The sequence below is a fragment of the Paenibacillus sp. W4I10 genome (genome assembly GCF_030816325.1).
Lineage (GTDB): Bacteria > Bacillota > Bacilli > Paenibacillales > Paenibacillaceae > Paenibacillus > Paenibacillus amylolyticus_B.
On the sequence record NZ_JAUSXX010000001.1, the window covers coordinates 2,708,885 to 2,734,521 of the forward strand.

Genomic DNA, 25,637 nt, shown 5'->3' on the forward strand with positions numbered 1-25,637 from the left:
TCATCTACAAAACAACCCGGCTGTAAGTTCCGCTTGTCCTTTTAGACAAAAGAATGACGGATAACAGCCAGGTTGGTTTTGAAAACATGTACGATAATTAACGACGCAATCCGAGTTTTTCGATCAGTGCGCTGTAACGTTTAACATCTTTGTTTTTCACGTAAGCCAAAAGCTTACGACGTTGACCTACCATTTTCAAAAGTCCACGACGTGAGTGGTGGTCTTTCTTATGCGTACGCAAGTGGTCTGTCAAACTTCTGATGTTTTCCGTAAGGATAGCAACTTGCACCTCTGGAGATCCTGTATCGGACTCGTGAGTTTTGTGCTCGTCGATCAGTTGTTGTTTACGTTCTTGAGTCAATGCCATCCTGTTCACCTCCTTCAATATAATCGCCATTAGCCTCGTCACCGCCGGTGAGAGCAAGCAACCAAGCCAAGGTTAATGTTGTCTCAATCGACAACGTAGTACAGTATATCATAATTGCCTAGTTAAAGTAAATGTAAACATGCATTTAATCCAGAACCTTTAAGATAACAGGCGGCCGGCAGTTAATGCATCTTCACGAATCTGGCTAATCAATGCATCAATAGAGTCAAACTTTCGTTCTGCACGAATATAGTGAACGAGCTCAACCTTTAGTTCCTGGTCATACAAGTGTCCCTCAAAATCAAGCAGGTGCACTTCAAACGTAGGTTTCATCCCGCTTTCGTGAAACGTAGGTTTCACACCGAGATTCATTACGCCGTGCAGTTCCTGTTCGCCATACTGCACACGAACAGCGTAAACACCCTTCGACGGGGTAACGTAATGATCCGTGAGTTCAAGGTTGGCTGTAGGAAATCCAATCGTTCGTCCACGCTTCTCCCCGTGAATGACGGTTCCTCTGATGCTGTAAGGTCGGCCAAGCCACTGACTGGCCTCATCCATCTCCCCACGCTTCAACAGGCCACGAATGAGAGAACTGCTCACTTTTTCACCATTTAACAAGAAAGGAGGAACGGTTTCCACCGTCATCTCTCCTTCTCCCAAAGTACGAAGAAGCTGTTCATCCCCAGCACCCTTATGACCGAAACGGAAGTCAAAACCCACCACTGCTGTTCGTGTCTGAAGAGGAATCAACAGGTCCTGTACGAATTGTTGTGGCGTCAACCGGGAGAAATCTTCATTGAACTCCACCACATAAAGTACATCAACGCCCATTCCTGCCAAGATGTCTTCTTTATCTCTTAAGGGAGTTAAATAACCCTCGTAATCCCCTTTGCGCATAACTTCCTTCGGATGTGGATGAAAGGTCATGACCGCTGCCTGCATGCCCGTTTCCCGCGCAATGCGGACAGCTGATAAAATGACACTTGCATGTCCGAGATGCAGTCCGTCGAATTGACCAATCGCAAGCACTTGCGGAAGTGTGCTCAGCTCAGTCGAATGTAACGTCTGCGGATAGGTTAGCATTACGGTTTTCACAATCATTCACCTGCATTTCACTAGATAGGCCAAGCTTGAGCATCACCACAACAGCTTCAAGCCCGAGACCTCTTTATTCCGGTAAAAAGACTTTAACTGCCCTCACCGTTGGTTTTAGTTCATCCCGTTCAAATATCCCCAGAAACGTATCATCCTGAGCATACAACCGTAACAAACCAGGTTGCTCTACAGGGGGTTCCAGAAGACGTGCAGACAGTTTCTGACCTTGAAGTGCTCCTTTGGCCTGTTCTTCTCCAACCTTGTGGGCCGGAATCGAAGCAATAGCCTCGTCAACAGGAATAAGCGCCTCCGCCAAAGTCCCATCAGCCATAAGTTGTTCCACTTCTTCAATACGAAGACAACGATCTGCAGAGATACCTGCCGATATCGTACGCTCCAGTCGAACCATGGTCGATGGATATCCGAGTTGTCGGCCGATGTCTACACACAATGTCCGAATATAGGTACCTTTTGAACATAAGGCCCGGAAGGATATATCGGTGGTCTCACCCTGAGTCTCAATTCCTGTAAGTTCGAGCTCATAGATTGTGACCTCACGGCTCTTACGCTCTACCGTCTTACCTTCACGAGCAAGCTCATAAAGACGTTTGCCGTCTACCTTTACCGCAGAATACATAGGTGGTACCTGTGAGATCGTGCCCAGAAACTGCTCAAGCACCTGTTGAACCTGTTCTTGTGTTACTTCCACAGTCATTTCAGCCCGCTCAATGACTTCCCCTGTCATATCCTCTGTGTCAGTAGACAGTCCCAATCTAAGCGTAGCCAGATATTCCTTCGGAAGCTCCTGCATGTACTCCACCACACGTGTCGCCCGTCCAAGACAGAGCGGCAGAACGCCTGTAACTTGTGGGTCAAGTGTGCCCGTATGGCCAATGCGCTTCATTTTGAGAATGCGACGCATTTTGGCTACAACATCATGAGAAGTAAATCCCGCCGGTTTATATACCGGAAGTACACCTTCAAATGGCTTTACCATTGTGAATTCACCTGCTTCAGTACTTTTGCGACAATATCATCAAGTCTGCCTTCCAGACGACATCCGGCTGCAAGCACATGCCCGCCTCCGCCAAAGGTCTGTGCTAGTGCAGCAACATCAATCTTACCAGCTGAACGCAAAGAAACCTTGACTGCATTCTCGTTGATGACTTTGAAAAAGATACCAACTTCCACGCCCTGAATGTTGCGCGGATAGTTCACTACCCCTTCAAGATCTTCATTAGCTGCTCCACAAGCGACCATATCATCTGGTGTAATAACAACCCAGGCTATCTTTCCATCATCTGTCATCTGCAGGCTTGATAGTGCCTGATTCAAAATCCGAACTTGTGGAAGAGTCACCTGCTCCAACAAGGTCTGGGCGAGATAGGGTCCATCCACGCCATGTTCAAGCAGTCTGGATGCCGTTGTCATTACATTTGGACTGGTGTTGGCATAGCGGAACCCACCTGTATCGGTAAGCAATCCTGTATAAACTGCCGTCGCAACATCTTTATCCCATGTTACTTGGAACAGGTTAAGAAAATCGAACAAAATTTCAGCCGTTGCAGCAGCATCTGACTTAATGATGTTGACTGTACCATAACCGTCATTTGTAGGGTGATGATCAATATTCAAAATAACAGCATCGTCTTCGAAATAATGACGTGTCAAACCTACTCTGGCAAAGTCTGCACAATCCACACAGATAACAGCTTTATATTTTCGCTGCAGTGGTTGTTCGGTCATGTTCACAATGTTGCCTGCTTCCCACAAAAATTGCATGCGCCCGGGGATTTCGCCTTCATTAATCATCGTGAATGTCTTACCCAGACATGACAGCAGCCAGCCCACCGTTACCGTCGAGCTGACTGCGTCACCGTCCGGCTGTACATGCGACACGACCAGGTAATCATCATGCTCCAGCAGAAATTGCTTTCCGGCCTGGAGCGCCTGTTCATAAGTGTGCATTGCCGTCTCCTCTATTCTGTTACTGGGATTCGTTCTTGTCGGAACCAATATCGCCAAGCAGCTTCTCAATTCGGCTGCCATAAGCGATGGATTCATCAATCTTAAATATCAATTCGGGAACATGCCGGAACCGGATACGTTTACCCAGCTCGGAACGCAAAAATCCATTTGCTTTTGCCAGAGCTTTGAGCGTGTTATCTTTTTGTTCCTGTTCACCGAAGACACTCAGATAAACTTTGGCTTGCGACAAGTCTCCTGTCACTTCGACTCCCGTTACCGTAATAAAGCCGATACGTGGATCTTTCAGTTCAGACTGGATGAGCAGACTGATTTCTTTCTTGATCTGCTCGCCCACTCTACCTGTACGAATCTTAGCCATCGTTGTTCACCTCATGCTTCCTTGCTTATCGTTGTACTGTCTCCATAATGAAAGCTTCGATAACGTCGCCTTCTTTGAGATCATTATATTTATCAAGTGTGATACCGCACTCGTAACCTTGTGCTACTTCTTTGGCATCATCTTTATAACGTTTCAGGGAATCCAGCTTACCTTCGTAAAGGACAATGCCATCACGAATCAGGCGTGCTTCCGCAGAACGCGTAATTTTACCCGAGGTAACCATACAACCAGCGATGGTACCCACTTTACTGATGGAGAACGTGCTCCGAACTTCAGCATGACCGATAACTTTTTCTTTGTAGATCGGATCAAGCATACCTTTCATCGCTTGTTCAATTTCTTCGATAACACTGTAGATTACGCGATGCAGACGAATGTCTACTTGCTCTTGATCTGCAGTTGCTTTCGCCTGGTTATCAGGACGAACGTTGAAACCAATCACGATGGCATTGGATGCTGCCGCCAAAATGATGTCGGACTCAGTGATTGCACCAGCGCCGCTATGAATGATTTTCACGCGTACACCTTCAACTTCGATCTTCGCAAGGGAACCTTTCAACGCTTCAACCGAACCTTGTACGTCACCTTTGATGATTACGTTCAGATCTTTGATCTCGCCATCTTTGATGTGCTGGAACAAATCATCCAACGTTACGCGAGTATGTGTACCCAGATCGGATTCACGTTGCGTAATCGCACGTTTGTCAGCGATGGAACGCGCTTTGCGCTCATCTTCAAACACCATGAATGGATCTCCCGCACCTGGAACTTCAGTCAAACCTGTGATTTCTACAGGTGTTGAAGGTCCAGCCTCTTTCAGACGACGACCTTTGTCATTGACCATCGCACGGACACGACCGAAGCAGTTACCTGCTACGAAAGCATCGCCGACTTTCAATGTACCGTGCTGTACGAGGATACGTGCAACTGGGCCACGTCCTTTATCCAGCTCGGCTTCAATCACTGTACCACGGGCACGTTTGTCCGGGTTCGCTTTGTATTCGTTCACTTCTGCAACGAGCAGAATCATTTCAAGCAGACCTTCCAGACCCATTCTTTGTTTTGCTGATACGTTAACAAAGATGGTATCTCCGCCCCACTCTTCCGGAACGAGTTCATAGTTAGTCAATTCTTGTTTTACCTTATCCGGATCAGCGCCCGGTTTGTCAATTTTATTGACAGCCACGATAATTGGAAGCCCCGCAGCTTTGGCATGGTTAATTGCCTCAACCGTTTGTGGCATAACACCGTCATCGGCAGCTACAACAATAATTGTAATATCCGTAACCTGTGCTCCACGTGCACGCATCGCTGTAAACGCTTCATGACCCGGAGTATCCAGGAACGTAATTTTTTTGTTGTTGATTTCGACTTGGTATGCACCAATATGTTGCGTGATTCCGCCTGCTTCGCCGCCTGTTACATTCGTGGAACGAATGGCATCCAGCAAAGTTGTTTTACCATGGTCAACGTGACCCATGATTGTAACTACGGGAGGACGAGCTTGCAAGTCAGCAGCATCATCATTCTCTTCCAGTGTTTCAAAACGGTCATCTTCAAGCACAATCTTCACTTCAACCTCAACACCGAATTCACCTGAAAGCAGAAGGATCGTTTCGATATCAAGCTCTTGGTTGATTGTTGCCATAACGCCCATAGCGATGAGCTTTTTGATAACTTCGGAAGCATCCTTATGGAGCAACTTCGCTGTTTCACCTACAGTCATATCACCACGAACGATGATTTTCTTAGGTGTGTTATCAATTTTCTCACGTTGTTGGTACTGTTGTTGATTTCTGTTGCGGTTGTTCTTGCCACCACGGTTACCACGGAAGTTACCGCCACGGTTGTCATCATAACGACGTCCACCGCCACCGCTGTTCGAACGGTTACCACTGTTGTTGTTGCTGCCAGTAGTACCACCTGGGCCGCTTCGACGTTGGCCTTGTCCTTGGCTCTGACCTTGCCCACCGCTACGGTTGCCAGCAGTACCTGTATTACCACCGCTGTTAGGTCCTGAAGTTCTTACTTGACCGCCACCGCTGTTATTCGGACGTTGACCCGATCCTTGCGGACGGGATGCAGTACTGCTTTGTCCACCTTGAGCTGGTCTTGGACGGTTAGTTGATTGTCCTCCTTGGCTTGAGCCTTGGGAAGAGTTCGTTCTGTTGCGGCTGTCTTGGCCGCTGGGTCTTTGGGTGCCATTGTTATTGTTGGAATTTGGTCTATTGTTCATACCTACCTGCTTTTCCTGTTGTATTTTTGTTTGTACGGGACTACCGGATGGGTTACTGCTCTTCGGCGTGTTCACTCCGCCGGCCGGCTTGTTGCTGTCCACTGGTTTGTCACTGCGCACTGCCGAAGTAGCAACTGGTTTTGCATCGTTGCCTTGTTTCGAAGCAGCAGTGGATTTTATATCTTTAAAAAATTGTTCCACCTTACCGACTGAACCATTCTCCATGACACTCATATGATTGTTTACGGGAATTTCCAGCTTTTTAAGAATGGTTATAATTTCTTTACTACTCATATTAAGGGACTTCGCATATTCATAAACTCGCAATTTATCCTTGTTTTCCTGTTTACTCAATATACTCCACCTCCGACATTATACCGACTTGCTTGGAGATCATTTTTGCAAACCCTCGATCCGTTACTGCAAGAACAACACGCGTGTCTTTACCGATACTTGAACCCAGACTATCCCGGTCAAATCCGATCAACAGAGGAACCTTATAAGTTCCGCATTTATCGCGAAATTTCTTTTGTGTATTGGCTGAGGCGTCACCCGCAACAATAACCATTTTAGCTTCGGAAGAACGGATCGCTTTAAGTACAATTTCTTCACCTGTTACAAGTTTACCTGCACGCATAGAGAGTCCCAAATAAGACAGCGTTTTAATATTAGTCATGTTCACGCTCCTGTGCTGCTTTGAATTCATCCTCAACCGCGATGAAGTCAGCTGCTAATTGCTCGTAAATTTCAGGTGAGACTTTGCCTTTTAACGCCCGATCCAAAGCCCGGTTTTTGAGTGCGAGCTTAAAACAGGACTCTTTGCCGCATAAATAGGCACCACGTCCGGATTTTTTGCCAGTCAAATCGATCAGCACTTCATCCTCTGGCGTTTTAACAATGCGAATCAGCTGCTTTTTGGGCATCATTTCTTGGCATGCCACACATTTGCGCAGCGGCACTTTTTTTGGTTTCATACGTCAGCGCCCCCCGTACTTTACTTTAGTCGACGGAGACGGAATCCTGATGCATTTCAGAAGAAGAATCTTTTTCTCTGCCGAATTCCTGTTCCGCCTGGCTCTCGCTCTTAATGTCGATTTTCCAGCCGGTTAATTTGGCTGCCAATCTGGCATTTTGGCCTTTGATACCAATTGCGAGCGACAGTTGATAGTCCGGAACGATAACCCGAGCCATCTTTTCTTCCTCAAATACATGAACTTCCAATACTTTGGAAGGACTCAGTGCATTAGCAACATATTCGTCTACCTGATCGGAGAAACGAACGATGTCGATTTTTTCACCGCGCAGCTCACCCACAATGGTCTGCACGCGCATTCCCTTAGGACCTACACATGATCCAACTGGATCAACTTCTTCGTTGCGGGAATGAACGGCAATCTTGGAGCGGAACCCTGCTTCGCGAGCGACGGAGCGAATTTCAACTACACCGTCAAAGATCTCGGGCACTTCCAGTTCAAAGAGACGTTTCAAGAGGCCCGGATGGGTACGGGACAAAATGATTTGCGGCCCTTTCGTCGTATTCTCGACCTTGGTGATATACGCCTTAATACGGTCACCATGAACAAACTTCTCGTTCGGCATCAATTCGGTCAGCGGTAAAGCCGCTTCGATTTTGCCCAGATCGATGTAGATATTGCGCAAATCCTGACGCTGCACCACTCCCGTAACGATATCTTCTTCCTTATCTACGAAAGCGTTGTAGATCAGGCCGCGTTCGGCTTCACGAATCCGCTGGGTCACTACCTGTTTGGCAGTTTGTGCGGCGATACGTCCGAAATCACGCGGCGTAACTTCAATCTCCGCAATATCTTCCAGCTGGAAGTGTGGGTTGATTTCTCGTGCAGCAGGCAATGAAATTTCGGTACGTGAATCCAGGACTTCTTCCACGATCAATTTACGGGCATACACCCGAATAACTCCCGTATTACGGTTCATGTCAACACGCACATTCTGGGCCGTGTTGAAATTCCGCTTGTAGCTGGAAATTAGTGCAGCCTCGATCGCTTCAAACAGCACATCCTTGCTGATCCCTTTTTCCCGTTCCAATTCATTCATTGCTTCAATAAAATCCATACTCATGAATGTTGATCCCCCTTTCAAACATGGCATCTCATACGTAAAACGGCGAAAGGCTCTGAACTCATGAGCACCTTGCCGTTATCGTGAGATGTGTCTTTTTCATTAATAAAGTGAACAAGGCACTTAAAACAAAATAGCTAGGCGCGCACTGGCAACCTTATCATAAGAAATGGCATGCTGTTTTTTGCCTGCTTCGATCACGAGTTCCCCGTCATCAAAGGAAAGCAGCTTGCCTTCAAATTCCTTCAATCCGTTCACCGGCTCGTAGGTTGTAACAAAAACATTTTTGCCTACAGATTTGGTAACGTCCTCAGGTTTTTTCAGTGGACGCTCCGCACCGGGAGAAGACACTTCAAGGAAATAGATGGTTGGAATCGGATCGTTCTCATCCAGCTTGGCGCTCAGCTTTTCGCTGATCAAGACGCAATCGTCGATGTCGATGCCACCCTCTTTGTCGACATACACCCGTAAAAACCAGTTGCTGCCTTCTTTGACGTATTCGATGTCAACCAGCTCGAAGCCTTGTTCGTTCAAGTAGGGTTGGATCATTTCTTCCACGGTAGATTTAATGTTCGTTGTGCTCAAAACCAATAACCTCCAACTTAGGTTACACCAGCAAAAAAGCACTGGCAGATTATTCAATACCCAAGATTCTTGTATACCAAAGACTAAAGAGTGGGTTTCCCCACTCTTTAGAAATTCGTACTATCTCGTTCACTTCAAAAATTATAACATAGTCTGGTAATAGTGACAAGTAAGCGATGGTTCAGGTAGTTTACTTACTAATGAAGGAAAAATTACGTTCCCCCAACAATCGCTATGTTTAAATCCAAATTCAATCCTAGAAAAGGGAAAGCTGATTGCTCTCTGGCAAGCCACGGAAACATCCCATATTCGACAGGAGTTCAACAATGGTCTTACTTGCTTTCGACTTCTGCTGGAAGTCCTCGACCGATAGAAACTCACCATGATCTCTTGCTGCAGCAATATTGCGAGCAGCATTATCCCCGATTCCTGCCAACGCCGAAAATGGAGGGATTAGTGATTTTCCGTCAACGATGAACTTTGTCGCTTCCGAACGGTATAAGTCAATGGACTTCAGCGAGAATCCGCGTGCTGCCATTTCCAGACCCATTTCCAGGACAGGTAACATGTTTTTCTCTTTTGGAGGTGCTTGGAAACCTAATTGCTCAATTTCCGTAATTTTGCGATAGATCGCGTCATATCCCTGACACATCAGTTCGATATCAATCTCATCCGCCCGCACGGTAAAGTAAGTTGCGTAATATTCAATCGGATGATACAGCTTGAAGAACGCCGTACGTACTGCCGAAATAACATAAGCGGCCGCGTGAGCCTTCGGGAACATGTACTGGATTTTGAGACACGAATCAATGTACCATTGAGGCACTTTACAATTCTTCATCTCGTCAATCCATTCCTGTGGCAACCCCCGTCCCTTACGAACACTCTCGGTAATCTTAAAGGCAAGACTTGCGTCCATTCCCGTTTTATAGATCAGGAATAACATGATATCATCCCGACAACCAATTACCGTCTTAATGTTACACGTTCCGTTCTTAATCAGATCCTGAGCGTTTCCAAGCCATACCCCTGTACCATGGGACAATCCGGAAATCTGCAGTAAATCGGCAAAAGACGTCGGCTGGGATTCAACAAGCATCTGACGTACAAACTTCGTTCCCATCTCTGGCACGCCAAACGTCGCGACTGGCGACCTAATCTGTTCCGGTGTTACACCCAGAGCGTCGGTTGAGTTAAACATGCTCATGACTTTGGGATCATTCATCGGAATGGTCGTCGGATCGACCCCTGTCAAATCCTGTAACATCCGCATCATAGTTGGATCATCGTGCCCCAGAATATCAAGTTTCAGCAAGTTTTCTTCAAAAGCATGATAATCAAAGTGTGTGGTTTTCCACTCCGCATTAACGTCGTCAGCCGGAAACTGAACAGGTGTAACGTCTTCGACTTCGATATAATCAGGTACCACGACAATACCGCCGGGGTGCTGTCCAGTACTCCGTTTCACCCCAGTACAGCCAGAGGCCAAACGATTCAATTCAGCTCCGCGCCATTTCTTGTGATGTTCTTCCTCATACTTCTTGGCAAAACCAAATGCTGTTTTCTCAGCCACCGTACCAATGGTCCCCGCACGGAAAACACTCTTCTCACTAAATAGTACTTTCGTATAGTTATGAGCATGAGGCTGATAATCACCAGAGAAGTTCAAGTCAATATCGGGAACTTTATCTCCTTTAAATCCAAGGAAGGTCTCAAACGGAATATCCTGGCCTTCTCCTTTAAGTGTGCCACCACAATTCGGACATTCTTTCTCTGGAAGGTCAAAACCACTCCGAACACTGCCGTCCAGGAACCACTCGCTGTGTTTGCACTCCGAATTCACACAAATGTAATGAGCAGGCAGTGGATTAACCTCGGATATCCCCAGGAATGTAGCAACAACCGAGGAGCCTACCGATCCCCGCGAACCTACGAGATAACCATCCTGATTTGATTTTTTAACCAAGCGTTCCGAGATCAGATAGTTGGCAGAAAAACCGTATTTAATGATTGGAATGAGTTCTTTCTCTAGTCGTGCCACGATTACTTCTGGTAATTCCTCACCATAGATGGACTTGGCAGTGTTATAGCAGGTATTACGGATTTCTTCGTCCGCACCTTCCAGAATCGGAGTAAACAGTTTGTCCGGGAATAACTTAATTTCCTCAAATCGGTCAGACAACTCCACCGTATTTGTAACAACGACCTCGTATGCTTTCTCTTGACCCAGAAACTGGAATTCTTCCAGCATTTCCTCTGTCGTTCTAAAATGTGCATCCGGTTTACGTTGATCTTTCAGTGGACTAAATCCTGTAATACCGTGAATGGTGATATCCCGATATAACTTGTCACGTGGTTCCAAATAGTGCACGTTACCTGTGGCTATGACCGGTTTATTAAGTTTTGCACCTATATCAATGACTTTACGGATCGCTGTTTTGATTTCTTCGGGTGTAGCCACCAACCCTTTATCCACCAAATGCATATACATTGTAAGTGGTTGAATCTCCAGTATGTCATAGAACTCAGCGATCTCTTCCGCTTCTTCGAGCGATTTGTTAAGCACCGCTTCGAAAAACTCCCCTTTTTCACAGCCCGATATAATAACAAGGCCTTCACGCAAATTTATCAGTTTTGATTTGGGAATGCACGGTACCCGCTTGAAATGTTCCGTATGAGAGAGAGATACCAGCTTATATAGATTTTTCTTACCGACATCATTCAATGCATAGATGCCACAATGGAAAGGTCTTGTATTCGACAAGTCGACACCTACATAATCGTTCAAGCGATCAAGCCTCGTTAATCCTTTCATCTGAGCAGCATCATTTAATAATCCGATCAGTATACCCGCGAGTGCAACCGTATCATCAATGGCACGGTGATGACTTTCAAGTCCAACCTTATATTTATCCGCCATCGTATTCAGACGGTGGTTCTTATTTTTTGGAAATAACAATCGTGCCAGTTCCAACGTATCAAGGACTGGGTTAGGAAGCTCTGGCATTCCAATTTGCTTCAGGGAAGCCTGGATAAAGCCCATGTCAAAACGTGCATTATGCGCAACAAGCACACCATCACCAGCAAACTGCACAAAATCACGGATAACAGGCTCCAGCTCAGGTGCGTCTTTAACCATGTCATCATTAATATTGGTCAACTGCTGAATGTTGTAGGGAATGCGTTCATGCGGATTCACAAACGTTGCAAATCGGTCGATTTCTTTACCATCTTGCATCTTCACGGCTGCAATCTCAATGATTTTGTTCTGTGTTACCGACAAACCTGTGGTCTCGATATCAAATACGATGTATGTTGCTGTTTGTAGATCCAATGGCTGAGGAGCCATTACAACGGCAACAGAGTCATTCACGACATTGGCCTCAAGGCCGTAGATCATCTTAATCCCGTTTTTCTTAGCAGCCTTGGAAGCCTCGGGATATACCTGCACCCCACCATGATCAGTGACAGCAATCGCCTTATGTCCCCACTCGGCTGCCATTTTCACGTATTTGTCAATTGAAGTTACAGCATCCATCGTACTCATTGTAGAGTGCAAATGGAACTCCACCCGTTTCTCTGGTGCATTATCTTTGCGAGACGGCGGTGCTTTAACTTCAATCAAATCCGAAGGAATCATGGCGAGTTCAGGAATTTGCATAAACCGGTCATATTCTACACGACCACGCACTTTTACCCATTTACCGTTAGCCAACAAACTGAGAATTTTAACATCCTCTTTTGTTTTGGCAAACATCTTCATTTGCATGGAATCCGTGAAGTCGGTCAGGTAGAAGGTAAACAACGTATTTCCGTTTCGCAGTTCTTTACGATCCAGTCCAAACACCGAACCTTGAAGCGTGACCTTTTTCTCTTCATCCTGGATTTCCTGCATGGGTACTGCAGGTTCCTTGATGTCATAACCCATTTGCAAACGCAGATCACCCTGCTCCTCATCCACCAGGATTTCTGTGTCCACTTCACTCATCATCTTCTCGATGACCTCAAGTTCTTCTACACGTTTTTGGGCTTGGAACTGTTCCATGGCCTCTTTATTGCTTCCCACTTCACCCACTTGCATCTTGATGCGAAGAGGTAGATGAAAGTATTTTTCATAGAATTTCGTAATAGCCTGATCAATCTGTTTCTTACGAGCCAATTCCATCGACGTTGCATCACTCATTGTCAGTTGTAGAAGATCCTCTTCACATTCAAAGGTTGTCCGGTTCATCCAACCATTTACAGATGGAATCTCACGGGTAACCCACTCCAGAAACAGATTCCAATATTCACTGACGATATCACCATTTTGTACTTGGTCCGTGTATTTGAAGCCAAATGAAATTTTGGCGATATGATTCATCTTCTCTTGAATATGCAGGCAAAATGTGCGATAGATTGGAGCGGGTACCAACGTATCCTTCGCAATCAGAATATTCCATTCCCGATTACTTCGATTGGTCTCTACTTGTTCAATCCATCCATCCAAAAAATAGGGCTCTAACAGACCAGCCGGAAGCTCTGCCTGTTTCATCAACAACTCAAACCGTTTTCTCTTCTCCTCGAATCCGCTCATCGTGTTCCTCCTTGTACCCCCTTAAAGCATGAAAAGCCCCTGCATTCAAAAATGTCACCGATCCGAACTCGCACCGACTCATTTTATCCGACAGAAGCTCTCCATTCATTACTTAAACGGTGAATAAGTGCCTTTCGTCAAGTGATCCTGACTTAGTATGCTCTTGCAAACACAACCGTGTGTTCCGCCTGTTCACCACAAGCCAGGCACGTATGCTTTTCTTCCGCAGGCTGGAACGGAATGTTCCGGCTTGTTGCACCTGTGACTTCTCTTACTTTATCTTCACAAACTTCTGAACCGCACCATCCAGCCAGTGTAAACCCGCGTTTATTTTCCATCAGTTCTTTCATCTCATCGAGTGTATCCACAGAGTAGAAGTTATCCGACATAAATGTGCGAGCACGCTCTAACATATCTACCTGGATCTGTGTCAGCATAGCCTGGATCTCTTCTACCAGGTTTGCTTGTTCTACCACTTTCTTCTCACCTGTGATGCGTGATACGAGTACACAAACGCCATTTTCCATATCACGTGGACCAATCTCCAGACGAATCGGAACACCGCGCATCTCGTATTCATTGAACTTCCAACCTGGGCGAACATCGCTGCGATCATCCATTTTCACACGGACTCCAGCTTTTTTCAACTCAGTGAACAACTCATCTGCACGACCAACAACAGCATCACGCGTTTTCGGAGGTCCAATTGGAATCATAACCACTTGTGTTGGTGCCACTTTAGGAGGAAGTACGAGACCACGGTCATCTCCGTGAACCATAATTAATGCACCGATCAAACGTGTGCTTACTCCCCATGAAGTAGTGTAAGCCAGCTCCAGCACATTATTGCGGCTAAGATACTGGATTTCAAATGCTTTTGCAAAGTTCGTCCCCATGTAGTGAGATGTACCTGCTTGTACTGCACGTCCATCCTTCATCATGGCTTCGATCGAGTACGTATCCACCGCACCCGCAAACTTCTCGGATTTGGTTTTCTGACCCACAATTACAGGAATAGCCAAGTACTCCTCAACCACTTCACGATAAATCTCAAGCATTTTCATCGTTTCTTCACGTGCTTCTTCTTCGGTCTCATGCGCAGTATGACCTTCCTGCCACAGGAACTCACTTGTGCGAAGGAACGGCAACGTTCTTTTTTCCCAACGAACTACGTTAGCCCACTGGTTGATCAGTACCGGAAGGTCCCGATAAGACTGAATCCACTTGGAATACATGTGACCAATAATCGTTTCGGATGTAGGACGGATTGCCAGACGTTCTTCCAGCTTCTCTCCGCCGGCTTCCGTAACCCATGGTAATTCAGGATTAAAACCTTCCACGTGCTCTTTTTCCTTTTGAAAGAAGCTCTCAGGAATGAACATCGGGAAGTACGCATTGCGATGACCCGTTTCCCGGAAACGACGATCCAACTCATCCTTAATATGTTCCCAGATTTCAAAGCCGTCTGGTTTAAACACAATACAACCGCGTACGGGTGCATAGTCCATGAGATCAGCTTTTTTGATAACATCAATGTACCAGCGTGAGAAGTCCTCACCCTGTGGTGTGATTTCAGTCACGAACTGTTTATCATTTTCCTTTGACATAAGACTCCAGCGTCCTCCCATAACGACTATCTCTGAATGTCCAGAGCCTAGTCCAACCGTAATTATCCGTTAATTAAACGTAATATATCATTGTAAGTTACTGCCAGCATTAACACAAACAACATCGCAAATCCGATGAAATGCACCATGCCTTCACGATTGGGATCAACAGGTCTGCCGCGCAGCGCTTCAATTCCCAAAAATACCAGACGACTGCCGTCCAGTGCAGGTATTGGTAGCAGGTTAAATATCCCAAGATATAGACTCAAAATCGCTGCCCATCTCGTTAACTGTTCAATCCCTTGTTTAGCAATTTGCCCTGTCACTTCAAATGTACGAACTGGACCACCAATATCATCCATGTTGAATTGATTGATCAGATGTTTAAAACCTTCAAATATTATTTTGGTTGTATCAACCATGGCCACGCCTGAGACTTTAAATGTCTCTACAAATCCAACAGATCGGGTTGGTAACGTAGGTACGATTCCCACTTTACCGCCCTCTTGTCCTTCTACAGCACGTGGAGTAATCGTTATATTAAACGTATCCGAACCCCGGCGCAGCGTCCATTCCATCGGCTTGTCTTTGGAATCGGCAATCATCGACACCATTTTTTGTGAATCTGTACCAATAACAGTACCATTGATCGTCTCAATAATATCACCCTTTTGCAGGTTCGCCTGATCGGCTGCCCCACCTTCAAGCACTTCACCAATTTCAAGATTTTTTGGATTTTCCACCGGAACTCCTGCCATCTGTGCATATACAGCAAACAGCACAAAGGCCAAGATAAAGTTCATGAGTGGGCCCGCAAAAATAGCCAATGCACGCTGTCCAACGGTTTTGCTGCCGAATTGACGATCTTTCGGTGCAATCTGCGTTTGTTTGCCACGGCTTACCAACATTGCTTGAGGATGAATACGATACTCCTGAATCTCACCATCTACATCCAGTTGAAGCTTCAGTGCATTCTCCATATCAATGGAGATGACTTCACCACGTATTACATTTTTACGATTATCCAACTGATCCAGATAGATCATCTTCACCTGGTCATCCGCTGATCTTACCGCGATGGTCTGTCCTTCCTGGATCTCTACCAGTTCCGGATCTTCCCCTGCCATCCGTGCATATCCACCAAAAGGCAACAAACGTAATGTAAACTGAGTCTCGTTTCTTTTATATGAGAACAATTTGGGACCAAAACCGATCGCAAACTCCCGTACAAGAATACCGGCGCGTTTGGCAAAATAATAATGCCCCCATTCATGAACCGTCACGATGACAAAGAACATGAGCACCGTTAGAAATACCACTTGTATGGTTTCCAATCCCTATCCATCCTCCTTCACGGCACATACCGCAGTCTGTCCCTCTAGATTATCATTATTCTCTGATGCCGCACAAGAGAATCACTTCTTCCAATTTGTTATGAAAAAAGAGATTACAGACTGGCCGCAAGCTTACGGCTCTCCTGATCACAACGCGCGATCTCCTGCAGATCAGGCTCGTCCACATTGTGGTGTGCTTCCAGCACAGAAGCAATAATATCTTCTATTTTAAGGAATGAAATCTCTTTACGCAAGAAACGGGCTACAGCAACCTCGTTGGCTGCATTAAACGCCGTTGTTGCGGTTCCTCCCATTTTACCACACTCATACGCCATTCTTAAACACGGGAACCGTTCCATATCCATTTCACGGAAATGTAATTTCCCAGCTTGAGCAAGAGACAGACGCTGTGCTGGTGATGGCAAGCGATCAGGGTAAGTCAGTGCATATTGAATTGGAACTCGCATATCCGGATTACCCAGTTGTGCGATGATGCTTGTGTCATCAAATTCCACATAGGAATGAATAACACTCTCTGGGTGAAGCAATACATTAATCTGATCATATCGAAGACCAAATAACCAATGTGCTTCAATGACCTCGAGACCCTTGTTAACCATAGTTGCCGAGTCTATCGTAATTTTGGACCCCATTGACCAATTCGGATGTTTAAGTGCATCCTCTATAGTCACGCTCTTCAACTGTTCACGGGTAAGATCACGGAATGATCCACCTGAAGCGGTGAGTGTAATGCCTGTCAAGCGTTCTCTGTTTTCACCATTCAAACATTGGTATATCGCAGAGTGCTCACTATCGATGGGTAGCAAAGAGACTCCTTTGGCAGCCGCTCTTGTAGTAACAATATGCCCCGCCGTAACCAATGTCTCCTTGTTGGCCAGCCCGATCTGTTTGCCTGCGTCTATGGCAGCAAGCGTTGACTCCAATCCAACACTCCCCACCACCGCTGTAACAACCGTATGCGCATCGGTTCCTGCCGCAACTTCTACGAGTCCTTCTGTGCCATAAAACAGTTGCGTTCCTACAGGCAAATGTGGAGCTACCTTCTCCGCTAATTCTTTGGACCCCACCGATACCTTCTTCGGTCGGTAACGTTTGGTTTGTTCGATCAGCAGGTCTGTATTGCCTCCGGCAGCCAGTCCCTCCACTTGAAAGAGTTCTGGATGCATATCAACTACATCCAGTGTCTGGGTTCCAATGGAACCGGTTGACCCGAGAATCGCAATTTTTTTCATGCTGCACCTCATCTTTAATTATCCAATGCCTACGGCGAACAATGCTGTTATCTCAGACTCATGTTCTTCTTTAGTAGGGCAGTAGCATTAGTATATGTACGAATGGAAAAACAACAATCCAGCTGTCGCACCGATCAAGAATGCCTCCATGCCCTGGGAGAAGACTGCCTGAATCCTTGATATTATATACACGTTTGTATGCAGACTGGATCAAGTCACCCATCTGACCTACAACTGCACAGGCAATTCCGATCACAATCGCTCTCTGCCAGGAAAGCAAACCATCTGATACTAATGCAAAAATAACAGAAGTAACAATTGCAATCACGATGCCACCCAGTGCACCCTCCACGGTTTTGTTTGGACTGATGGAAGGCCACAGTTTGTTTTTACCAATTAGTTTCCCTACAAAATAAGCTCCTGCATCACTGGCCCATATGGAGCCCAGCAACAGGAACGTCCAGAACAATCCATGATGCAGATGTCTGGATTCTGCAATGTAATAGAAACCGATTCCTATATACAACACGCCAAGGAAAAGCATCGCCACTGTATTCACGGGAACCTTATTTTTGGTGACAACCGAAGCTGTCATCAGTACAAGCATTACTATCCAGATGACCTGAAATAAGGATAGCGGTCTTACCTCCCAAAGCATTTCCCAAGGAAACACGATGGCAAAAACACCAGCATATCCAATCAGGGCCACACCTGAAAAAGGCATCACCCCGGTCATTTTAACAAATTCATAATAACCGATGAGAGCCATAAGCAATACCAAACCATGGTACCAGGGTCCGCCCAGCATGCAAAAACCTAAAAACAACACACCTGCTATGATTCCTGTCGTTAATCGCTGTTTCAACGGCTTCATCCTCCATCTATTTCAAACCGCCGTAACGCCTTGTTCTGCGCTGATATTCGGCTACTGCTTCAAGCAAATGCTTTTTGCCAAATTCGGGCCAGTATATATCCGTAAACCATAATTCACTATATGCAAGCTGCCAGAGCATAAAGTTGCTTAATCTCAACTCTCCACTCGTCCGGATCAGCAGATCCGGATCGGGCATGTCAGCCGTCAGCATATGTCTATCAATGAGTTCAGGTGTTATGTCCTCTGCCGATAGTTCCCCCGATTTCACCTGCAGAGCGATCTGTTTAACACAGTCCGTCATTTCACGACGACTTCCATAGTTCATTGCAAAGTTCAAAACGAGGCCTGTATTATGTTCCGTAAGACGAATGGCTTCCCGCAAGGCATTAATGGTATGAGAAGGTAAATGTTCTTCTTGACCCATCATGCGAATGCGCACATTTTTTTCTATAAGTTCATCCAGCTCTATGGCTAGAAATTCTTGCGGAAGTCGCATCAGAAAATCCACTTCTTCTTTTGGACGCGTCCAGTTTTCTGTCGAAAAAGCGTACATCGTCAGATATTTGATGCCCAGTTCATCCGCCGCGATGGTCGCACGTTTGACCGCCTTCATGCCATTTTGGTGCCCGGCTATACGCGGGAGTCCCAAACGTTTGGCCCATCGTCCATTGCCGTCCATGATGATGGCGACGTGCTGCGGGATATTGTCCTCGGATATAGTCAGCGTTTCCTGCTTGTCAGCCCCATTCCACCACGACCGAACCCGTTTGATCATTCCTGTTCCTCCAAAATCCCTGAAGTTTCTTTATCTGAAGCTTGGAAAAAGAGACAAAACCCCACCGTATTGGAGGGGCTGCGCTTGTCTTACACTTCCATGATTTCTTTTTCTTTGGCAGCGAGTACCTTATCGACTTCAGCAATAAACTTGTCGGTCGATTTTTGGATATCGTCCTGATGTCTCCGGGATTCATCCTCGGAAATATCTGACTTCTCCATTTTCTTGATGTCATCATTCGCGTCACGGCGAATGTTACGAATCGCTACTTTACCTTCTTCACCGAACTTCTTCGTCAACTTAACAAGTTCCGCTCTACGTTCTTCCGTCAATGCCGGAATAGACAAACGGATCATGCTACCATCATTGGCTGGAGTAAGACCCAGATCCGATTTCATGATGGCACGCTCGATGTCACCCATGGAGGATTTGTCCCAAGGCTGAATCATCAGTGTACGGGAATCCGGAGTACTGATATTAGCGAGTTGATTCAATGGCGTCATTGCTCCATAATACTCTACCTGAATTCGGTCCAGAAGAGCTGGAGTTGCGCGGCCTGCACGCAAAGTAGCCAGGTCACGACGCAATGCTTGAATTGCTTTTTCCATACGCTCTTCGGCATGTTGTTTAACCGCTTGTGGCATTAATCTACACTCCCTTTAACGATTGTTCCGATACGTTCGCCCAGAACAACACGTTTGATGTTACCTTGTTCCGTAATGGCAAATACGATCAACGGGATGTTGTTGTCCTTACAAAGCGAGGATGCCGTCGAATCCATTACACCAAGGTCTTTGTTAAGAATATCCATGTAAGTCAACTGATCAAATTTCACAGCTGTGCTGTCCTTAAATGGATCTGCTGAGTATACACCATCAACTTTATTTTTGGCCATCAAGATAACTTCTGCTTCAATCTCCGCTGCGCGCAGTGCTGCTGTTGTATCCGTGGAAAAGAACGGGTTACCTGTACCTGCTGCAAAAATAACGACCCGGCCTTTCTCCAGATGGCGAATAGCTCTACGACGAATATAAGGCTCTGCAATCTGTTGCATTGCAATAGATGTCTGTACACGCGTAGGCACTTCAATCTGTTCCAAAGCATCTTGCAGTGCCAGCGAGTTCATTACTGTCGCCAGCATACCCATATAATCGGCAGTTGCACGATCGATGCCGTTTTCACTACCGGCAATTCCACGCCAGATGTTTCCGCCGCCACATACAATAGCAACCTGTACACCAAGTGCAACAACCTCTTTTACCTGTTGGGCAATCGACGAGATCGTATCTGCATCAATACCGTAGCCGTTTTGACCGGAAAGAGACTCACCGCTGACCTTTAAGACAACACGTTTAAATACTGGCTGTTCCAATTATTCACCCTCCACTTTGAATCGAACACGCTTGGTGTCCAACCAACAAAACTTCTCGCGCATGGCCTCCTGCTTAAAAAGAAAGGAACACAGTTGTGTTCCGCTCTTTTAGGAAAAACGTTTAACCGGTAAGGCACTGTTTTCCTGAGATATAAGGGAGTTTACGCTTCGAAGTTTCATCATTCTTATATCTTCGAAAATCAATTCTGCTCGCCGGTTTATAGAAACCGTCTTATTTGTTTACTTGGGACATTACTTCTTCTACGAAGTTGTCTACTTTTTTCTCAAGACCTTCACCCAGTTCGTAACGAACGAAACGACGGATGGAGATATTTTCACCAATTTGGCTGATTTTTTCGTTCAGCAATTGAGAGATCGTTTTGTCTGGATCTTTAACGAAAGTTTGTTCCATCAGGCAGTACTCTTCGTAGTATTTACCGATACGGCCTTCAACCATTTTTTCAATGATTTTCTCTGGTTTGCCTTCGTTAAGAGCTTGAGCTTTCAGGATTTCTTTTTCTTTTTCCAGCTCATCTGCAGGAACTTCTTCGCGTGTAACGAATTTAGGATTAGCTGCAGCGATTTGCATAGCTACATCTTTAACGAAATCCTTAAATTGATCCGTTTTACCAACGAAGTCTGTTTCACAGTTAACTTCGACCAAGACACCAATACGTCCACCAGCGTGGATGTAAGATTCAACAACACCTTCAGTTGCTGCACGGCCTGCTTTGCTTGCTGCTGCAGAAAGACCTTTCTCACGCAACAATTCAGCTGCTTTTGTTACATCACCGTTTGCTTCTTCCAGTGCTTTCTTACAATCGAGCATACCAGCGCCCGTTCTTTCGCGAAGTTCTTTTACTGCACTCGCATTAACTGCCATTATAAATTCCCTCCAAAATTAAGTATTGTACGTACACTCTAAAAAAAGGGCAGTGAGAGGTTATCCACCTGCCAACCACCCTTTTCATTTAGTTTATAACATATGTTCGAATCTATTAAGCTGAAGTTTCTTCGCCTTGGTTAGCTTCGATTACAGCGTCAGCCATTTTACCTGTCAGCAATTTAACAGCGCGGATCGCGTCGTCATTACCTGGGATAACATAATCGATCTCGTCCGGATCGCAGTTAGTATCAACGATACCAACAATTGGGATACCCAATTTGCGAGCTTCCGCAACAGCGATACGCTCTTTGCGTGGATCGATGATGAACAGGGCGCTTGGCAGGCCTTTCATATTTTTAATACCGCCCAAGAATTTCTCCAGACGATCTTTTTCTTTGCGAAGCAAGATAACTTCTTTTTTAGGCAATACAGCAAATGTACCGTCTTCTTCCCAAGCTTCCAACTGTTTCAAACGATCAATACGTTTTTGAATAGTTTGGAAGTTAGTCAGGGTACCGCCGAGCCAGCGTTGGTTAATGTAGAATTGACCAGCACGTTCAGCTTCTTCTTTAACGGAATCTTGAGCTTGTTTCTTAGTACCCACGAAAAGAATTTTACCATTCTCTCCTGCGATTCCTTTAACGAAGTTGTAAGCCTCTTCGACTTTTTTCACCGTCTTTTGCAAGTCGATGATATAAATTCCGTTTCTTTCAGTGAAGATATAACGATCCATTTTTGGGTTCCAACGACGAGTTTGGTGACCGAAGTGTACCCCAGCTTCGAGAAGCTGCTTCATGGAGATTACTGCCATCTTCACACACCTCCTAATATGGTTTTTATTGTGTCCTCCGCCGGCATCATTTTTCGCCAAGACTCTCCATAAGGAAAGCACCCTCAACAAAATTAGCACATGCGTGTGTTTTAACACCGTTATCTAATATAGCATAACTGACTGTCCGATGCAACAGTCTTTAAAGCTAAAATCTACTTTTCGTTTTTTCCTAGTATCGAATCAATTTAAACTTGATATGTAACTCAACGCTAATTATTATCAAGCTTTGAAAATGCACCGTTTAATACGCAAAAACCGTCCTGTCCGAGCATGCTCAGTTTGACGGTTCTTTCGTAATTTTTGCGATAATGGATTTGAAACTTTCGCCTTTTTCAAGCGCATAGGTACCCACTTGGATTTTGGTATTGATTCGCTCAGCCTTGCCAGCCTTTATGAATGCTTGAGCATCATCTACGATTCCCGCGGTTTTTAGGTTTGCTGCAACGATCGCCAGACTATTGCCTGAACGTACTTTAAATGATACTGTTGCGCCTTTCGGATTGCTCGGCGTTACAGGTTCTGTTGTCTTCGGTTCAGTTATCTCTTTCTGCCCTTCACCTTCACTTGCAGCAGGCTCTTGTGGCTTCTCAGGCTCTGCAGGTGTTTCCGTAGAGGTTACTGCCTCAGGTGGTGTTGCTGTTTCCCCTTGCAACTCACTGCTTTCCTGCTTTTTCTTCTCTACCCACTCAGCTTCTGTGTACAATTCCTCCTCAGAACCGACCAACTTCATATCCAGGCTTTTTGCGACTGTTTCCAGCTGTTCTTTCGTCATATTGGCGGTCTGCTCAGGGTCAAGATTACTATCAGATAATGCATTTTGTCCTACTGTGGCCAGTTGAAGCAAAACTGCACCAATAATCATACCGCTCCCCAGACCAATCCATAAGGATCGCTTGTCCATGACTTAGCTTTCCTCCCGTTCTGCCAGTTGCAGTATTAACTGTACCTCACCACGCTGAATGCCTGTCTGCTTGGATATGGCATCCATCGACTTACCCTCAGCATGTAGATTAAAGAGTTCTGCATATCGATCTTTAATCGAATCACGCCCAGGCAAAGATTCGACTTCACTGGTCTGTAGGTCTGCTTCTAACGCCTGCTGGGCTGCCTCTGCTTGTACACTTTTCACAAGCGCTTGTGCTTGCAAACCTTCGGAAGATTGTACGGATACATTACCGGAATGTGGAACAGTTGCGACAGGTTCATTCTTTTTGCTCTGTTCCAGCTGATCCAACCGCTGCTGTAATTCCTGAAGTTGCAATTGCATACGTTGATCGGCTGCTGTCGCTTCTCCCTTCATTTCAGCCACACGTTGAATAAGAGCATCATTATCGTTTTCGATCTCGGTCATGTAGTGTTCAAGCGTAGATTCCATTTCCTGCACCAGTTGATGCCCAGGCTCTTGCGCCTTGTTTTTCCGAGGCATAATATAAGCGTAGGCGATGGCGCAGGCCCCTAATATGACAATAATGATCCATGGTGACAAATTGGGTTCTCTCCTTCTGATTCAACCATCGGTGCGCAAGACTGCATGTCCATAACAACCATTTATTATAAAGACAGATCTATGTGTTTTCCCTTATACGGATGCTCTGCAGGTTTGACATGTTCTTGAGCCTGAGCAGTCTCCTGTCCATCGGAACCACTCTGCTGATCCCCATCATGGTTATGACCATCACGCACCGAAGTCTGTGAAGTTTCGTCCATTGCTTCACTTCGTTGCCTTGCTTCATTTGCTTCTTTCGACGTTTGCTCTGCCAAAAGATTCTGATCCGTAATCGGTCGCTGCTGGGCTTCACTTTGATAACGTCCCGCTTCACTTGTTCGTGGTACCGCAATCTGCAACTCCACTGCTTTGAAACTCATACGCTCACCTCACGGTTTCGAATGGATTTCTTCCTGTGCCTGAATGCTGTACTTAAACGTATGGAACCATCGTAATATCACCATCGTGATAATAAAATGAAATTCGACTCACTGGATCTTTAATAAATTTCGTGTATCTGCCGATAACTATTTTAGAGCCTCCATAAATCATCTTCAGAATATCAACACGAGCCTTACTTGTATCTTCAAGTGCCTTTTCAATTTCAAAGATACGCATTTTCGTTTCTTCACTTATGCGAAGAGCAGATTTCTGCGTAGCATTCAGCTTGATTCGCATCGACATCTTATCTGGAGTTAGTTGTCCAGCGGCAGCTAATTGATCCAGCAATGTCAAAGCTTTCTTCGTTTTATCCAAGGAATCCATCTGCTCTCTGACTTCCTTGCGCAAATCATTGAGTTCGTTACGCAGCTTTGGTAGCACACCAACCTCAATGGAAGTGACCGTGGACATGCTGTTGCCCACAACACGCGCTGAGACGTTCTGACCAGCTTGGATCGAGCCACCAACGATAAGACCCTTGGTGCCCGCACAGATGACACCATGGCCTGCACGAATATTGGAATGCATAATACTTTGGGAAACCAGAACATCTTCACCGGCATCCACGTTGCCTTCTTGAATGAAAGTACATTTAACATTATGGCCTGCTTGTACCAGTCCTTTGTTATAACCAATAATACCACCGGTAATTTCGATTGAGCCGCCTGCTTCCAGTTCAGCTCCTTCGACACCTCCGACGACACGAATGTCACCTGCTGCTTTTACTTTAAATCCGGTAAGTACATTGCCGCGTATGACAACTGTACCTACAAAGTCGATATTACCGTTATTGTAGTCAACGTCACCATTGACTTCATAGACCGGAAAAACATTCAGTTTGTTACCGTCCGTTTTGGTAACCAGCCCATCCAGTGCAGCATACATCGCAGAACCATCCGGGTTAATCACAACGTTTTTCCCAACTTTAAACCGAGCTTCTTTTCCCGGACGATAAGGAATTTCCTCACCCGTTACTGCCCTGCCTGGTATGCCATCGCTAGGAGCGATCCGCTCTGCAATGATCTGGCCACTACGGACATTGTTTAACCGGGTCACTTCTTTGTAATCGACAGTTCCATCTTCCGATTCCAGTGGTCGTCGTTCATTCGTATCGTCCATTCCAACCAGAACCTTGATGAAGCCATCTGTTCCTTGAATGGGAGCGACACCTTCTGCAATCTTGTATTTATCTTTCAAATAGGTTTCAGGGTTGTTCACAAAAAGTAATAGTGCCTCTCGCGATACACCTTGTTTGATGCCCTTGTTTGCCACAAATTGTTCAAGTTCATCGATCGTGCAGGCAAAGCCTTCTTCCTCTTTGGAAAATTCAAGGTAGGCTGTGCATTTGTCGTCCGATAAAACAATGTTTAAACATTGTTCCAAAGCAGTCCGCTGTGTCACCGCAATTCTTCCCCCTTTTAGACTTTCCACTCCCCAAACTCCAATGATA

General features: G+C 45.7%; 24 protein-coding genes. All 24 read right to left on the reverse strand.

The features are described 5' to 3' along the window. Positions 1–97: 97 nt before the first annotated feature. The gene (gene rpsO / locus QF049_RS11980) at positions 98–367 is read right to left on the reverse strand and encodes a 30S ribosomal protein S15 (protein WP_056700672.1); all 270 of its coding nucleotides are present in this window, start codon (positions 365–367) and stop codon (positions 98–100) included. Positions 368–526: 159 nt separating this feature from the next. Continuing rightward, positions 527–1,465, reverse strand: a complete 939-nt coding sequence (locus tag QF049_RS11985; RefSeq protein WP_373428232.1) for a bifunctional riboflavin kinase/FAD synthetase — start codon at positions 1,463–1,465, stop codon at positions 527–529. 73 nt (positions 1,466–1,538) lie between these two features. Then, the gene (gene truB / locus QF049_RS11990; protein ID WP_307537655.1) at positions 1,539–2,462 is read right to left on the reverse strand and encodes a tRNA pseudouridine(55) synthase TruB; all 924 of its coding nucleotides are present in this window, start codon (positions 2,460–2,462) and stop codon (positions 1,539–1,541) included. Beyond that, positions 2,456–3,433, reverse strand: coding sequence for a DHH family phosphoesterase (locus QF049_RS11995; RefSeq protein WP_307537657.1), 978 nt, complete (start codon positions 3,431–3,433; stop codon positions 2,456–2,458). The genes truB and QF049_RS11995 overlap by 7 nt, the downstream gene beginning before the upstream one ends. Before the next feature lie 19 nt (positions 3,434–3,452). Further along, positions 3,453–3,812, reverse strand: a complete 360-nt coding sequence (gene rbfA, locus QF049_RS12000; protein ID WP_017689140.1) for a 30S ribosome-binding factor RbfA — start codon at positions 3,810–3,812, stop codon at positions 3,453–3,455. 25 nt (positions 3,813–3,837) lie between these two features. After that, the gene (gene infB / locus QF049_RS12005; protein ID WP_091031850.1) at positions 3,838–6,423 is read right to left on the reverse strand and encodes a translation initiation factor IF-2; all 2,586 of its coding nucleotides are present in this window, start codon (positions 6,421–6,423) and stop codon (positions 3,838–3,840) included. Beyond that, complete coding sequence (locus QF049_RS12010) at positions 6,416–6,745, reverse strand: L7Ae/L30e/S12e/Gadd45 family ribosomal protein (protein WP_017689142.1); 330 nt, start codon at positions 6,743–6,745, stop codon at positions 6,416–6,418. Before QF049_RS12010 ends, infB begins: the two co-directional genes overlap by 8 nt. Continuing rightward, entirely contained in the window at positions 6,738–7,043 is a 306-nt protein-coding gene (rnpM, locus tag QF049_RS12015; RefSeq protein ID WP_017689143.1) for an RNase P modulator RnpM, read from the reverse strand. Before rnpM ends, QF049_RS12010 begins: the two co-directional genes overlap by 8 nt. A 25-nt stretch (positions 7,044–7,068) precedes the next feature. Next, positions 7,069–8,166, reverse strand: a complete 1,098-nt coding sequence (gene nusA, locus QF049_RS12020) for a transcription termination factor NusA (protein ID WP_062833827.1) — start codon at positions 8,164–8,166, stop codon at positions 7,069–7,071. Between the two features lie 123 nt (positions 8,167–8,289). Then, positions 8,290–8,751 (reverse strand): ribosome maturation factor RimP, encoded by a 462-nt coding sequence (gene rimP / locus QF049_RS12025; protein WP_091017262.1) that lies wholly within the window; start codon positions 8,749–8,751, stop codon positions 8,290–8,292. Positions 8,752–9,007: 256 nt separating this feature from the next. Then, entirely contained in the window at positions 9,008–13,327 is a 4,320-nt protein-coding gene (locus QF049_RS12030; protein ID WP_307537662.1) for a PolC-type DNA polymerase III, read from the reverse strand. A 152-nt stretch (positions 13,328–13,479) separates the two neighbouring features. Further along, the gene (proS, locus tag QF049_RS12035; protein WP_307537664.1) at positions 13,480–14,934 is read right to left on the reverse strand and encodes a proline--tRNA ligase; all 1,455 of its coding nucleotides are present in this window, start codon (positions 14,932–14,934) and stop codon (positions 13,480–13,482) included. A 62-nt stretch (positions 14,935–14,996) separates the two neighbouring features. Then, positions 14,997–16,268 (reverse strand): RIP metalloprotease RseP, encoded by a 1,272-nt coding sequence (gene rseP, locus QF049_RS12040; protein WP_307537666.1) that lies wholly within the window; start codon positions 16,266–16,268, stop codon positions 14,997–14,999. 113 nt (positions 16,269–16,381) lie between these two features. After that, complete coding sequence (locus QF049_RS12045) at positions 16,382–17,521, reverse strand: 1-deoxy-D-xylulose-5-phosphate reductoisomerase (protein ID WP_307537668.1); 1,140 nt, start codon at positions 17,519–17,521, stop codon at positions 16,382–16,384. 70 nt (positions 17,522–17,591) lie between these two features. Continuing rightward, positions 17,592–18,386, reverse strand: coding sequence for a phosphatidate cytidylyltransferase (locus QF049_RS12050; protein WP_307543220.1), 795 nt, complete (start codon positions 18,384–18,386; stop codon positions 17,592–17,594). Positions 18,387–18,402: 16 nt separating this feature from the next. Further along, on the reverse strand, positions 18,403–19,170 hold the full coding sequence (locus tag QF049_RS12055; protein WP_105410033.1) for an undecaprenyl pyrophosphate synthase: 768 nt from the start codon (positions 19,168–19,170) through the stop codon (positions 18,403–18,405). A gap of 89 nt (positions 19,171–19,259) precedes the next feature. Then, entirely contained in the window at positions 19,260–19,814 is a 555-nt protein-coding gene (frr, locus tag QF049_RS12060; protein ID WP_017689152.1) for a ribosome recycling factor, read from the reverse strand. Further along, entirely contained in the window at positions 19,814–20,542 is a 729-nt protein-coding gene (gene pyrH, locus QF049_RS12065; protein ID WP_017689153.1) for a UMP kinase, read from the reverse strand. Before pyrH ends, frr begins: the two co-directional genes overlap by 1 nt. Positions 20,543–20,774: 232 nt before the next feature. Further along, positions 20,775–21,425 (reverse strand): translation elongation factor Ts, encoded by a 651-nt coding sequence (gene tsf, locus QF049_RS12070; protein WP_124114084.1) that lies wholly within the window; start codon positions 21,423–21,425, stop codon positions 20,775–20,777. A 115-nt stretch (positions 21,426–21,540) separates the two neighbouring features. Further along, positions 21,541–22,239 (reverse strand): 30S ribosomal protein S2, encoded by a 699-nt coding sequence (rpsB, locus tag QF049_RS12075; RefSeq protein ID WP_017689155.1) that lies wholly within the window; start codon positions 22,237–22,239, stop codon positions 21,541–21,543. 295 nt (positions 22,240–22,534) lie between these two features. Then, a complete protein-coding gene (locus tag QF049_RS12080) occupies positions 22,535–23,161 on the reverse strand; it encodes a hypothetical protein (RefSeq protein WP_307537672.1) in 627 nt (208 codons plus the stop codon). Between the two features lie 3 nt (positions 23,162–23,164). Then, positions 23,165–23,746 carry a hypothetical protein gene (locus QF049_RS12085; protein ID WP_307537674.1) on the reverse strand — a complete coding sequence of 194 codons (582 nt, stop codon included), beginning with the start codon at positions 23,744–23,746 and terminating at the stop codon, positions 23,165–23,167. A gap of 65 nt (positions 23,747–23,811) precedes the next feature. Further along, on the reverse strand, positions 23,812–24,126 hold the full coding sequence (locus QF049_RS12090) for a hypothetical protein (RefSeq protein ID WP_307537676.1): 315 nt from the start codon (positions 24,124–24,126) through the stop codon (positions 23,812–23,814). Between the two features lie 52 nt (positions 24,127–24,178). Next, positions 24,179–25,588: a flagellar assembly protein A gene (locus QF049_RS12095; protein ID WP_307543222.1), complete on the reverse strand. Its 1,410-nt coding sequence runs from the start codon at positions 25,586–25,588 to the stop codon at positions 24,179–24,181. Positions 25,589–25,637 lie beyond the last annotated feature (49 nt).

What these genes read in the sequence shown, in the direction of transcription:
- QF049_RS12090 (WP_307537676.1), bottom strand. Translation starts at nt 24,126, where the DNA reads ATGAGTTTCAAAGCAGTGGAGTTGCAGATTGCGGTACCACGAACAAGT.
- rpsO (WP_056700672.1), bottom strand. Translation starts at nt 367, where the DNA reads ATGGCATTGACTCAAGAACGTAAACAACAACTGATCGACGAGCACAAA.
- nusA (WP_062833827.1), bottom strand. Translation starts at nt 8,166, where the DNA reads ATGAGTATGGATTTTATTGAAGCAATGAATGAATTGGAACGGGAAAAA.
- frr (WP_017689152.1), bottom strand. Translation starts at nt 19,814, where the DNA reads ATGCCACAAGCGGTTAAACAACATGCCGAAGAGCGTATGGAAAAAGCA.
- QF049_RS12080 (WP_307537672.1), bottom strand. Translation starts at nt 23,161, where the DNA reads ATGGACAAGCGATCCTTATGGATTGGTCTGGGGAGCGGTATGATTATT.
- proS (WP_307537664.1), bottom strand. Translation starts at nt 14,934, where the DNA reads ATGTCAAAGGAAAATGATAAACAGTTCGTGACTGAAATCACACCACAG.
- QF049_RS11995 (WP_307537657.1), bottom strand. Translation starts at nt 3,433, where the DNA reads ATGCACACTTATGAACAGGCGCTCCAGGCCGGAAAGCAATTTCTGCTG.
- QF049_RS12030 (WP_307537662.1), bottom strand. Translation starts at nt 13,327, where the DNA reads ATGAGCGGATTCGAGGAGAAGAGAAAACGGTTTGAGTTGTTGATGAAA.
- rbfA (WP_017689140.1), bottom strand. Translation starts at nt 3,812, where the DNA reads ATGGCTAAGATTCGTACAGGTAGAGTGGGCGAGCAGATCAAGAAAGAA.
- rnpM (WP_017689143.1), bottom strand. Translation starts at nt 7,043, where the DNA reads ATGAAACCAAAAAAAGTGCCGCTGCGCAAATGTGTGGCATGCCAAGAA.
- truB (WP_307537655.1), bottom strand. Translation starts at nt 2,462, where the DNA reads ATGGTAAAGCCATTTGAAGGTGTACTTCCGGTATATAAACCGGCGGGA.
- tsf (WP_124114084.1), bottom strand. Translation starts at nt 21,425, where the DNA reads ATGGCAGTTAATGCGAGTGCAGTAAAAGAACTTCGCGAAAGAACGGGC.
- QF049_RS12055 (WP_105410033.1), bottom strand. Translation starts at nt 19,170, where the DNA reads ATGATCAAACGGGTTCGGTCGTGGTGGAATGGGGCTGACAAGCAGGAA.
- rpsB (WP_017689155.1), bottom strand. Translation starts at nt 22,239, where the DNA reads ATGGCAGTAATCTCCATGAAGCAGCTTCTCGAAGCTGGGGTACACTTC.
- QF049_RS12010 (WP_017689142.1), bottom strand. Translation starts at nt 6,745, where the DNA reads ATGACTAATATTAAAACGCTGTCTTATTTGGGACTCTCTATGCGTGCA.
- QF049_RS12045 (WP_307537668.1), bottom strand. Translation starts at nt 17,521, where the DNA reads ATGAAAAAAATTGCGATTCTCGGGTCAACCGGTTCCATTGGAACCCAG.